Genomic DNA, 11694 nt, shown 5'->3' with positions numbered 1-11694 from the left:
AATGCATTTTCACGTTATCTTACAGTCCCTTACGAGACGAAAGGCTTCCGCCAACTCGGAGCTATTCTCCTTTAGTCGCTAAGCTCGACAGTCCCTCGATAGTGGGCGACCGGGGTTTTATCTGTTGCCGTCGCATCGCTGGCGTCGAACCGGGCATATCGCTCAACAAGCTCACAGACTTTGAAGTCGACCTCTCTTATATCGCTGGATCTGCTTATCTCGCATTTACTTGCAAGGCCATCGGGCCCAACAGCCACCAGGTAACCAACCCGCCCCTTCCAATCTGTGGTTAGGGCCAATTCGTCTATAATCTGTCCCAACCACACGTCCTCATCACGCGCCTTTGCAACGGGTTTGCTCGATGCAAGCACACTTGGAACAAACGCGTAGGTTATTCGCGTGCTGTAAGTCCCGTTGGTTGGATTACCCTCCCGGTCGAGCGCAGGGTTGAAGCGTGCATACCGCGTCATGCTTTTGCAGGCGCCCTCGTCGAGTTGCCAATGTCCGCTCGACATTGTGACCCTGCAGCGCCCAACTCGCCCGTTCGGCAAGACGTCGATCCACACGCCCACGCTTCCCTCTTGCGCCAGCAAAAGTGACCAAGGGGGTAGTTTTCCTGTATTCTGGCCGCCCAACGACCAACGTTACGCTCTGTCACGCCGCGAGCCAGAGAGGGGGCGCAGTTGTAGGGGGTCTTCGCACGATGGGAGAAGGTTCCGGCGGCGAAATTGGCACCGTTTGCAACGCCTGTTCTGGTGTAGGCTTGGGCGAGGCGATTGGATAATCAGCGGCGTTCTCGCTCACCGTTGATCCTTCCTGCGCGTGCGCAGTACCTGCCGAGGCCGCTACTGAAACAGCGACCGCAAAGTACAGGGGTATTCGGAGAAAACGGGAAAATTTCACCCGCGTGGATTTCGTGTCAGTCGCCTGCATGTTCGCTCCCATATCGATCCAAACAAGATATGCGAACCTTTGACCTATTGCATTAAAGAAAACGCCTCGCCCGGATTGGGTCCATGTTTGGCAGATTTTGCCGCCGAACTTGCGAAGTTTGCGTTAGACACGGCGCGGAGCGGTGTTAAAAACCGCTAGCCCCATCGGGCTCTTGTCACCTTCGATTCAGGTCAGTGTTAACCGTGCAAAGATCTCAAGCAGACGAGGAAATCGTCAAGTTTGCATATTGCATGGCAATCGGTGAACAGCGTTATCTTGATCTTTTCGCAAGTCTCAAACGCCGCCTTGAAGAGCTGTTGGAGCAAGACGAGGCAGCGGCTCAAGATGCGCAAAGCCAAGCCGTAATCACCGCGGAACTTGAGGCATTAGAAGATCATTTTAGCAATGCGCTGAGCCTGCTTGATCTTTCGGGCCGTCAAAAGGACAGCGTTGCATTCTCCTTTAAGGTGATCGAGGCAAGCGAAACGCCTGCAGCTTTGGTCGACCGTGAAGGCCGTGTGGTTGTCGCCAACACTCCGGCCCGCGATACCTTCGGTTTTGAAGCGGGGGAGTTTGTTTCCGAAGCGCTCTTTGAACGCGGCCAGCATAAAAACTTCCTCAACAATCTTAGCAAGATAGAGAGTTTTTCTGAAAACAAAGTCATCTCGCTGTTTGGCCTTTATGCAAGCGATGCGGACGACCCGCTTCACGTCGCCATGATGCGCGTAGATCAACTCGCGGACGGCGCTCTTGGATATCTTGAATTGGCCAAAATCAATTGGCTGCCTGAAAAAGCTGCGCATTTCCAATCGCTTTTTGGGCTTACACAGGCCGAGATGGACATAACCAAGGGCCTTGTGAACGGCATATCTTTGGGCGCTATTGCTGAAAGGCGGGGGCGATCTGTTGGCACAGTGCGCCAGCAGATGAAGCAATTGCTCGCCAAGCTGGAACTGCGCTCACAAACGGAGTTGGTTTGTCTGTATTCCGGCGTCGTCAAATATGACGGATATGTCGGGGCAAGCGGCGCCGTTCCTGCATTGGAAGACGACAACACCTGCGCACCAATTTTGGCAATTGACCTGCCTGATGGGCGAAAACTTGAGTACGAAATGGTCGGAGCGCCCGGCGATACGCCTGTCCTCTACCTCCCCTCGCTTCTCGGCGGTTCAGCGATAACCGATGATATGGTCGCAGCCATGGCTAAAAGCAGACTGCGCTTTATCATTCCATGGCGGCCAAACATGGGAAGCACCGATAGCTGCGGTGGTCCCACAAAGGAGCGTTTCGTTGACTATGCGAGCGATATTGCTGCCCTGCTTGATCACATTGGGACCGAACGCGTAGCGGTCATGGGGCATATTACATCCTCGATGTTTGCCTACGCGCTTGGCACCCATTTGCCCTCGCGCATTTCGCATGTGGTGAATGTAAACGGCATCATCCCGGTCAATTCGGGGGCGCATGTGAAGATGCTCAACCCGGCAGAGCGCCTGCGGTTTCACGTCCACCGCCATCTGCCCAAAATTGCTGGGCTCGTGATGAGCTCAATGCTGCGCGTGGTTGATTCAGGCCAAGACTTCGAATTCCTCCAAGTGTTCCTGCAAAAGAACCCCGTTGATTTGGAGACCATCAAAAATCCGGAAATTCAGCGCCGCTTCCGCCGCACCCACAGCCATATCACAGCACATGGCTTTACCGGATTCAGCCATGAGATCACCCTCGCCTCACTCGATTGGCAAGAGCTGATCAGCGATATGCCATGCCCTGTGCTCAACCTCGTTGGGGAGAAGAACCTGTCCTTTACGCCGGAGCTATTAAGCACGTTTGAGGATGAAAAATCCCTCGATCTCAACGTTGAGGTCATTGAAAGCGCCGGCCATCTGGCGCTTTATCAAAAGCCGCACCTAATCATCCCGAGGCTCGCGGATTTCATCCGCTCTTCATGAAAAAGACGCGAGCCTGATGCGGGCTGCCCCCACACATCAGTCACGCGTCTTGATCGGGCCCTAACCCGCAAATGTTTCGCTGCGACGGCCTTACCTCAAGGCTGAGGATCGCAAAGCGGATGAAGATAAGGCCATCGCAGCTTGCAAGCCGCGCCACTGAGCCGCTTGCAATTCAGTAAAGCTTTGCAATTCTTGGTTGAGTTAGCCCGATGGACCGCGGCGGAAGGTCAGGGCAAATGCGCTTTTGCCTGTGCTTTCGCTGTACCACTGGCAGAAGAAGTCGGTTCCGCTTTTATCGGTGTGAAGCGAACCAAAGTTGACCGTCGCCATCGCACGCCCGCGCCCGTCGAGATATTTGTCATACGCGCCAGAACGCGATGAATTGCTGCCCGATGCGGTCGGCGTGTAGCCCAAAGAGTGACCGGTGTGCAGCATCACATCTTTGCCTTTGTAGTTGTTCACCGGAGGCCGGGTTGCACGGGTCAACTGCTCGCTGCCGTCAAACGATACGCACTGCATGTCGTAATCGCGTTCTTTGAAGCGGCTCTTGTCAAATTCAACATAAAGCACATCGCCAACGCCAAGCCCCTCAAACATACAACCGTTTGTCGGTGTGACATTACGACGCTCAATAAGACCACTGCGCTCTTCGGTCTTGATGCCTTTGCTAAAGGTGTAGTTGCCAGCGCGCGCAACAAAAGCATTGCCAAGCCCAAGACTGGCGCAGGAAAGCTGACTTGAGAAATTCGCTGGAGCGGCGCCTGCGACACCTGCATGGCCCGGCGCTCTTGCGGTACGCGGGCTGTTTGATGTGCTGCCACGGTTGGCAAAGCCGCCACGCGAACGCCGGGTTGTGCGATTGCCTGTGACCGTTTCGGCCACATCTTCTGCCGCCTCGGCGACGTCCTTGGCATCATCAGTGGTTTTCTTGACATCGCGCACAGCGTCGCGAAGCCCGCGGAATTGAGCAGACGCGGGATCAGCATAGGCAAGAGTGCCAAGCGCAAGCGAGGTGCCCACAAAAGTGCATATAAGGTTTTTCATGTAACTTCGATCCTTCGTTGATTGGTCGGCTCTGCCCCCATGGCTGACCGGCCTGATTGACAACGAGGATCGAACTATTGGTGGGACGCGCACTTTGGCATATCCCATGTGGTATAAGGGGCGGGATAATCGGTCCGTAATTTTGCGGAAAGTCAGAGGTTTCTCGCTGATATGTGATGTGCATCACAATTATCGCGAGGCATTGATAGCCCAAGCATCGACGAGTTTTTCGAGGATCAGCGCAGAATAATGCCGCTATCCGTTTGGTTGATACGTGATTCGCGTGCTGTAGTTGCCAATTGCCTTGTCACCATTTGTATCTCTCGCAGGACTGAACCTTGCGTGGCGTATCATGCCTTCGCAGGCGGCTGCATCGAGAGTATCATGCCCGCTTGTGCTGGTGACAGTGCACTGAATGACGCGCCCCTTCTCATTAACCCGCACGGTTAGACCAACGGAACCAAAAAGCGCAGCTTTGCGCGCCGCCTTCGGATAATCGCGTAGTATCTTCTTGGCCCAGCGCAATCGGTTAACGGGTACAGCACCTCTGGCGCGGTCATTGACCTCTCGCGCTTGCTGGGTGTCATCAGCCTCGTCGATCTGGGCAGCGCTAACACAAAGCGGGGTCGCCCAGAGGATGGCGGCCAAAAGATATCTCATCATAAATACACCCGTCCCACGATGACAGAACACCTAGACTAAAGCCCCAGCAACCGCACTCCTACAATAAACACAAGCGCCGCCGTGAGCCACCTAATCCACTTCACCGGAAGTACGCGCACCGCCATTAGGCTGCCGATTTGCCCGCCGACCACTACGGCAAGCAGCAGCGGCAGAGCCTCCACCATTGCGCCTGCGAACATTGAGGGGCCGTTTTTCGCGAGTTGTCCTGCAAGACCGAACATCGAGTTCACGAGGATAAACAGACTGGCAGTCGCAGCGATCTCGCGTGCACCGTTCCACCGGGTCAAATGCAGCAGAGGGGCTAGGAATATGCCGCCGCCAATGCCCACTAGCCCTGCAAGAAACCCGATAGGAGCGGCCACAAAGGGCATAGCTTTCACCCACCTGTTTGGAGCGCCCTCCCCCGTATCCTCGCTTGTACCCTCCCGGACCGGGATCAACATAGTGAGCGCTGTCAGCACCAAACTGGCGCCCAAGAGCAACAGAAAACTTGTGCGGTCTATTGGCACCAGTCCGCCCAAGAACGCAGCCGGTGCTGCCAAGGCGGTTAGCACAAATGCGCCCTTCCACGGGGTTACCCCTGCCCTTGCAAAGCGCACGCTCGCGCCTGCAACAACCACAATATTGCACGCAAGCGCAATAAGCGGCAGCACGCGGTGGTCGGTGCCTGCCAGCGCCAAAAGCGCCGAATACGTCGAACCGCCGCCAAACCCTACGCTGGCATAAAGCAGCGCAGTTAGGAAAAACCCGACCGCTAAAAGTAGGATCAGCGGCACAGCCTAATCGCTCGTTTTAAACAGGAGCAGCGACCGGGGGAACGCCCGCTGCACCGTGGCAATGCTTGTACTTCTTGCCCGAACCACAAGGGCACGTTGCATTACGGCTAAGGTTCAAATGCGCATAGGGGTTTTCAGTGATCGCCCCGCCGGTGCCTGCCTCGGCGCGCGTTGACGGCGCGAGTGAACCGATCATATCCGGGCGGTTTTCTGACCCATCGCCATCGTTCGAATTGTCGAGCCCGGTGAGCGGATCAATATGACTGGTCAGGAAATCGGGCAGATCAGGCAGTGCCTCTGGCTCTGGTTGTTGGATGCGAAGTTCAGATTTCAAAAGAACTTTGGTCACATCCTCACGCAGCGTGTCGAGCATGCTTTCAAACAGGCCAAACGCCTCCTGCTTATACTCATTGATCGGCTGTTTTTGAGCCACACCGCGCATCCAGATAACCTGACGCAGCGCATCCAGCGTTGCGAGGTGTTCTTTCCAATGGAAATCGAGCTTTTCAAGCAGCACCTGCTTTTCGACCAAGCGCCAGATGGCAGGATCAGTCTTTGCGATTTTGGTGTCCATCATCTCATCGGTTTGCGCTTTAATACGCTCTTGGATGATCTCTTGCTCAACCTCGTCTTCTTCGAGCCACTCGTCGATTGGTGGAGTGATGCCAAAGACTTCCTCCAGCTTGTCCTTGAGGCCCTGCACATTCCATTGTTCTGGATAAGAGCCAGCAGGGCAATTGCCGTAGATGATCGCAGCAAGCGTATCATGGCGCATATCGACAACCACGTCATCGACGGTTTCGCTCTCCATGATTTCGCCGCGCTGCTCATAAATGACCTTACGTTGGTCATTCATCACATCATCGTATTGGACGACTTGTTTACGCGTATCGTAATTGCGGCCCTCAACCTTTTTCTGAGCGGTTTCAATGGCTTTCGACAGCCACTTCGAACCGATGGCCTCACCATCTTCAAGATTGGAGTTCATCATCTTTGCGAACAAAGTATCGGGGCCAAAGATGCGCAGGAGGTCATCCTCAAGGCACAGGTAAAAGCGTGAAAGGCCCGGGTCACCCTGACGGCCCGAACGACCGCGCAGCTGGTTGTCGATCCGGCGGCTTTCATGGCGCTCTGTGCCAAGCACGAAGAGCCCGCCTGCTTCCAGAACCTTGGCTTTTTCAGCCGCGACCTCTTCTTTGATCTTGGCGATGGCCGCGTCCTTGGCTGGGCCATCTTCCATTTCGCCGACTTCATCATCGAGGCGGAAATCAAGGTTGCCGCCAAGCTGAATGTCGGTCCCGCGCCCTGCCATATTGGTTGCGATCGTCACCGCGCCAATCCGGCCCGCTTGCGCCACAATATGCGCCTCACGCTCATGCTGGCGTGCGTTAAGGACCTCGTGCTGCACACCCTCTTCGTCGAGGAATTTTGAAAGGAGCTCAGATTTCTCAATCGAAACTGTACCCACAAGGATGGGCTGACCGATCTCATTCTTCTCGCGGATCGCTTTTGCAATCGCTTGGAACTTGTCCATCGTGTTCTTGTAGAACTCATCATCCTCATCGATCCGAGCGACAGGAAGATTGGTTGGGATCTCAACCACATTGACCTTGTAAATGTCCCAGAATTCGGCCGCCTCAGTCGCCGCCGTACCGGTCATTCCGGCAAGTTTCGGATACATGCGGAAGTAGTTCTGGAAGGTGATCGAGGCCATCGTCTGGTTCTCAGGCTCGATCTTGACGCCTTCCTTGGCCTCCACCGCCTGGTGCAGACCGTTCGACCAGCGCCGCCCGTCCATCATCCGGCCGGTGAACTCATCAATGATCACAACCTTGTCGTCCTTCACGATATAGTGGTCATCGCGCTTGAACATGTGGACGGCTTTGAGAGCTTGATCGAGGTGATGGACCACTTGCGTGTTCTCAACATCGTAGAGGTTCTCTGTCTCCAGGAGCCCCTTTTCGATGAGCATCTCTTCGACCTTATCAAGACCATCTTCATTTAGTTGAATGTTCTTGGTCTTCTCGTCCTTTTCATACCAATCCTCAGGGATCTCTTTGGCAACCGCGTCGAGCTTTACATAAAGGTCGGATTTGTCCTCAGTCGGCCCTGAGATAATCAGCGGCGTCCGCGCCTCATCGATAAGGATCGAGTCCACCTCATCGACAATCGCGTAGTTGAACGGACGCTGCACCATTTGAGCGCGCTCATGCTTCATGTTGTCGCGCAGGTAGTCAAAGCCGAATTCGTTGTTTGTGCCATACGTGATGTCGGCGTTGTAAGCGTCGCGCTTATCCATCTCCATCATATTGGGGACAATGACGCCAACTGTTAGGCCAAGCCAAGTGTAAAGCTGACCCATCCACTCGGCATCGCGGCGCGCGAGGTAATCGTTGACCGTGATGACGTGGACGCCCTTGCCATCAAGCGCGTTCAGGTAACACGCAAGCGTCGCCATCAGCGTTTTACCCTCACCGGTGCGCATCTCCGCGATTTCACCGCGTTGAAGTACGATGCCGCCGATCATCTGCACGTCAAAGTGACGCATTCCAAAAACGCGCTTTGATGCCTCACGCACAGTGGCAAAGGCTTCGGGCAGGATATCATCGAGGCTGGTGCCTGCATCGATCTGATCACGGAACTTGTTGGTTTGCGCCTTCAAAGCCTCGTCAGAGAGGCCTTCGATCATAGGCTCCAAAGCGTTGATTTTGTCGACGACTTTGCGGATTTTCTTGACGTAGCGGTCGTTGGATGAGCCGAAGACCGATTTTACCACTGAATTGAACATAGGACTGACAAAGCCTTGTAAATATACGTTTTTGCGCAAAATGGCGATTGCATAAACCGCCTTGTGCAAACTGAATTTTATGAAAGGTACGCCGCACCCAATCGAGCTGCGGTCAAAGAAAGGAAATTGGATCAGCGGGCGCTATTCAAGCGCGCGTTCCACCCCGAAAACGTAAGGCGCATTGAACGCCTCCCATGGCACAGCATCGTAATTTGGCCGTGCCTCATCGACCCGACCCGTCGCCTCTGCACGCGCCTCGGCAACAAAAGCGCACAGCTCATGTGCCGCCTCAACCGCCTCGCAACCACCCGCAAACGCACGGGTCTGCGCCGCCACAGTTTCCGCCCCAGACGCATGCACAGGCGCTTGCAAAGCGGTAAGCCCGCTAAGCAGCACGAAGAGCGTCAAGAGATGGCGTTTGACCATAGGGACCTTGCAAATAGGCATTTCAGATGTGTTCGTCCACCGCCTTGCTGGCGGTTACACATGTCCTTTGCCCACTTATGGTGAATATTTGGTGAGCGCGTGGCCTGTGCCCCGGAGGTTACTCGGGGTCTTCAACCGTCACTTCAACCCTGAAACTCACCGTCTTTGGCACAGGGACACCATTTTCATCGCGGTATATGTTGCGACCATTTCGGCTACTAAAGGGACAAGGCCGCCTCTCTAATTGGTCGCGGGTGCGCTGTGAGATTTCACCGCTTACCTCAACAAACTCGCAATTGGTTGTCTCCCCAGTTTCCAGTACGTCGAACGTGACTTCGATGGCGGAAGTGCCCGGGAATTCATGCTCCCGCTTCTCCCATACTTGTTGCCCTTCATAAGTGGCCTCAATGGGTTCGCCGCTCTCATCACGATCCAGATAATATTCGCCGCGCTCCTTCTGAATTTCGCAGGTCTTTGCATCCAAGGTCGGAAACCCTGAGCTTTTGGCAATCTCGCATGAGGTAACCTTGCCATCATAATCCAGCTGCACCCGAAAATTGACCACACCCTCTTCATCCGCTGCCCACGAACTTGGAGGATAGTCAATGGGTTGACCACGACTTAGCCGCCAGCTCTTCGGTGCTGGATTAGATGAAGTCTCCATCGGAGCGGGAGGCGGCGAAATTGCTGGAACTACTTCGATCGGTGGAGCCGGTGGCGGGATTTGTCGCTCCTCTGCTGCCGCCGCCGCTACCGCCTTCGCAGCGTCCTGAGCAGCCTCTGCGGCCGCCGACTGCTGCGCGCTTGCGGTCCCTGTGAAGAAAAGTGATGCCAAGACGGTGGAGTAAACAAATTTCACGGGGGCGCTCTCCTAAACTGACGCTCAGCCTACCCCCTCGCCCCACGCCTAGCAATTGCAGCTGCACAAAAAGACCACTAGGGCCCTTCGCATTATGGACCTTGAGACCTCTCCCCTCGCCCTGCCCTTTCCCGATATGCCAGCGATTGATGGCGTGACCCTGCGCGTGGCGCGTGCTCAGTATAAGGACTGGGACCGCTGCGATCTGACCTTTGTTGAACTTGCCGAGGGCACGAGCGTAGCGGGCGTTTTCACCCAAAGCGCGTGTGCTTCCACCGAAGTTGAGCTAGGCCGTGAGCAGGTCAAATCCGGCACGGCGCGCGCGTTAATCGTCAATGCTGGCAATTCGAACGCCTTTACCGGCTATCGCGGGGCAGAGGCTGTTGAGGCTATTCAGGCGCAGGTCTCTGAGGGGCTTGGGTGCGGACCAAGTGAAGTGCTTGTTTCCTCAACTGGCGTGATCGGCGTCCCCCTTCCCAAGGATAAGGCGCGCGAAGGCGTCGCTGCGGCGTTGAGCGCTGAACCGTGTGGGTGGGAGGATACTGCGGCCACAATCAACACGACCGACACCTTCAACAAGGGCGCACACGCTTCGGCGATGCTGGGCAGCACTCGCGTGGAGCTGTGCGGGATTATCAAAGGCTCGGGCATGATCGCGCCCGATATGGCGACCATGCTGGGCTATATCTTCACCGATGCCGATGTCGAGCCAGCGTTCCTGCAAGAGCTCTTGAGCTCTGCCAACCTTCAGACTTTCTCCTGCATCACCGTGGACGGCGACACCTCGACCAGCGACACAGTGCTAGTCTTCGCCACGGGCAAGGCGGGCAATGCCAAAATCACTGGATGGGACAGTCCGGGCGCAGACGCCTTTGCTGCCGCCCTTGCCGATGTGTGCCGCCAGCTCGCTCAGGCCGTGGTGCGGGACGGCGAAGGAGCCTCCAAATTCATCACCATCCGCGTCTCAGGCGCGGTCAGCGACGACAGCGCGCGCCGGGTGGGCCTTGCGGTTGCCAACTCACCGCTGGTGAAAACGGCGATTGCAGGCGAAGACGCCAATTGGGGCCGGGTCGTGATGGCCGTCGGCAAAGCAGGCGAACCGGCTGACCGCGACAAGCTCTCCATCGCCTTTGGAGGGGTTTGGGCAGCGCGCGATGGTTTGCCGGTTGAGGACTATGACGAGGCGCCAGTGGCTGAGCACCTCAAGGGACAGGAAATCGACCTCGCTGTGGAGTTAGGAATGGGTGCAGGCTCAGCCACCGTTTGGACGTGCGACCTCACCCATGGCTATATCTCGATCAATGCGGATTACAGATCATGACCGAATTCTCTGCCCTAGACGCCGAAATCCGTGACCTCCTGCGTTTTGCCGCTGAGCGAAGCATGATGCCACGTTTCCGCGCGCTGGCTGACGATGAGATTGAGATGAAGGGCGTGGACGATCCCGTCACCATCGTCGACCGCGAAGTCGAACAGTTCCTCACCGAAGCGCTGACCCGGCTTGCCCCCGATGTGGCGGTGGTTGGAGAGGAGGCGGTTGCCGCAGACCCCAGTGTCTTGGATAAGCTCTCCGAGGCTTGCTGGATCATCGACCCGCTGGACGGCACCGCCAACTTCACCGAGGGCAAAGAGCCGTTCGGCATCATCATCGCGCTCGCAGATGCTGGGGTAGCAGTGGCTGGCTGGCTTTACGACCCGAACAAAGACCGCCTATGCCACGCGCGCAAAGGCGAAGGGGCCTTTATCAATGGTGAGCGGGTCCGCGCCAAGACAACAGGTCAAACCCCGCCTATCGCCGGGATCAGCACCTTGTTCCTCGACGCAGAAGAACGCGCGCAAATGGATGAGCGGATCGCCCCGCATTACAGTCTGGTCGACATTCCTCGCTGCGCTGCCGAGCAATATCCCCGGCTTGCGCTTGGCGAAAACGATATCTCTGTGTTCAAGCGCACGCTTGCCTGGGACCACGCGGCGGGCGTTCTCTGGCTCAACGAAGCGGGCGGAAAAGCGGCACGATATGACGGGAGCGAATACCGCGTCGATGAGCACGAGCGAACCGGCATGATCGGCGCATCAAGCCCCGATCTGTGGGAGGCGTTTGCGGCGCGTGTTCAGGGAAAGCTGGACTAATCTAGGGTGTGAGCTCTATGGGGCCGGGCCCTACATATTTGGGCTAAGCAACAGGAGGCTATTATGGCTCGCAAGACCAATGACATGACCGACCTGCCCTGCTTT

Annotated in this window: 10 protein-coding genes; 3 read left to right on the top strand and 7 right to left on the bottom strand. The window is 56.1% G+C overall.

The window, feature by feature from the left end; translation table 11 throughout:
• Positions 1 to 71: 71 nt before the first annotated feature.
• Complete coding sequence (locus AC0V61_RS14175; RefSeq protein WP_486159568.1) at positions 72 to 593, bottom strand: TonB family protein; 522 nt, start codon at positions 591 to 593, stop codon at positions 72 to 74.
• A 591-nt stretch (positions 594 to 1184) separates the two neighbouring features.
• Here AC0V61_RS14175 and AC0V61_RS14170 point away from each other — a divergent pair.
• Positions 1185 to 2882 carry a bifunctional helix-turn-helix transcriptional regulator/alpha/beta hydrolase gene (locus AC0V61_RS14170; RefSeq protein ID WP_486158579.1) on the top strand — a complete coding sequence of 566 codons (1698 nt, stop codon included), beginning with the start codon at positions 1185 to 1187 and terminating at the stop codon, positions 2880 to 2882.
• Between the two features lie 201 nt (positions 2883 to 3083).
• Here the strand turns inward: AC0V61_RS14170 and AC0V61_RS14165 are convergent, their stop codons facing one another.
• The 6 genes from AC0V61_RS14165 to AC0V61_RS14140 all read right to left on the bottom strand — a co-directional run bounded on the left by AC0V61_RS14165 (position 3084) and on the right by AC0V61_RS14140 (position 9459).
• On the bottom strand, positions 3084 to 3926 hold the full coding sequence (locus tag AC0V61_RS14165; RefSeq protein ID WP_486158577.1) for a hypothetical protein: 843 nt from the start codon (positions 3924 to 3926) through the stop codon (positions 3084 to 3086).
• A gap of 255 nt (positions 3927 to 4181) precedes the next feature.
• Positions 4182 to 4589 (bottom strand): energy transducer TonB, encoded by a 408-nt coding sequence (locus AC0V61_RS14160; RefSeq protein WP_486158575.1) that lies wholly within the window; start codon positions 4587 to 4589, stop codon positions 4182 to 4184.
• A 35-nt stretch (positions 4590 to 4624) separates the two neighbouring features.
• Positions 4625 to 5380, bottom strand: a complete 756-nt coding sequence (locus AC0V61_RS14155; protein WP_486159566.1) for a sulfite exporter TauE/SafE family protein — start codon at positions 5378 to 5380, stop codon at positions 4625 to 4627.
• Positions 5381 to 5402: 22 nt separating this feature from the next.
• Entirely contained in the window at positions 5403 to 8174 is a 2772-nt protein-coding gene (gene secA / locus AC0V61_RS14150) for a preprotein translocase subunit SecA (protein ID WP_486158573.1), read from the bottom strand.
• A gap of 141 nt (positions 8175 to 8315) precedes the next feature.
• Entirely contained in the window at positions 8316 to 8600 is a 285-nt protein-coding gene (locus AC0V61_RS14145) for a hypothetical protein (RefSeq protein WP_486158571.1), read from the bottom strand.
• 118 nt (positions 8601 to 8718) lie between these two features.
• Positions 8719 to 9459, bottom strand: coding sequence for a TonB family protein (locus tag AC0V61_RS14140; protein ID WP_486158569.1), 741 nt, complete (start codon positions 9457 to 9459; stop codon positions 8719 to 8721).
• Positions 9460 to 9553: 94 nt separating this feature from the next.
• On the opposite strand from AC0V61_RS14140, the gene argJ reads away from it, so the two are divergent.
• Together argJ and AC0V61_RS14130 are read left to right on the top strand one after the other, a co-directional pair.
• Positions 9554 to 10780, top strand: coding sequence for a bifunctional glutamate N-acetyltransferase/amino-acid acetyltransferase ArgJ (gene argJ / locus AC0V61_RS14135; protein WP_486158567.1), 1227 nt, complete (start codon positions 9554 to 9556; stop codon positions 10778 to 10780).
• Positions 10777 to 11589: an inositol monophosphatase family protein gene (locus AC0V61_RS14130; RefSeq protein ID WP_486158565.1), complete on the top strand. Its 813-nt coding sequence runs from the start codon at positions 10777 to 10779 to the stop codon at positions 11587 to 11589. Before argJ ends, AC0V61_RS14130 begins: the two co-directional genes overlap by 4 nt.
• Positions 11590 to 11694: the final 105 nt, after the last annotated feature.

The organism is Erythrobacter sp. JB1-4, from assembly GCF_057365025.1.
The sequence above is the reverse complement of the archived record's forward strand: the minus strand, read 5'-3'. Positions and strand labels throughout refer to the sequence as shown.

Coding starts and splice junctions, on each gene's coding strand:
- AC0V61_RS14165 (WP_486158577.1), bottom strand. CDS start 3,926: ATGAAAAACCTTATATGCACTTTTGTGGGCACCTCGCTTGCGCTTGGC.
- secA (WP_486158573.1), bottom strand. CDS start 8,174: ATGTTCAATTCAGTGGTAAAATCGGTCTTCGGCTCATCCAACGACCGC.
- AC0V61_RS14160 (WP_486158575.1), bottom strand. CDS start 4,589: ATGATGAGATATCTTTTGGCCGCCATCCTCTGGGCGACCCCGCTTTGT.
- AC0V61_RS14130 (WP_486158565.1), top strand. CDS start 10,777: ATGACCGAATTCTCTGCCCTAGACGCCGAAATCCGTGACCTCCTGCGT.
- AC0V61_RS14145 (WP_486158571.1), bottom strand. CDS start 8,600: ATGGTCAAACGCCATCTCTTGACGCTCTTCGTGCTGCTTAGCGGGCTT.
- argJ (WP_486158567.1), top strand. CDS start 9,554: ATGGACCTTGAGACCTCTCCCCTCGCCCTGCCCTTTCCCGATATGCCA.
- AC0V61_RS14170 (WP_486158579.1), top strand. CDS start 1,185: ATGGCAATCGGTGAACAGCGTTATCTTGATCTTTTCGCAAGTCTCAAA.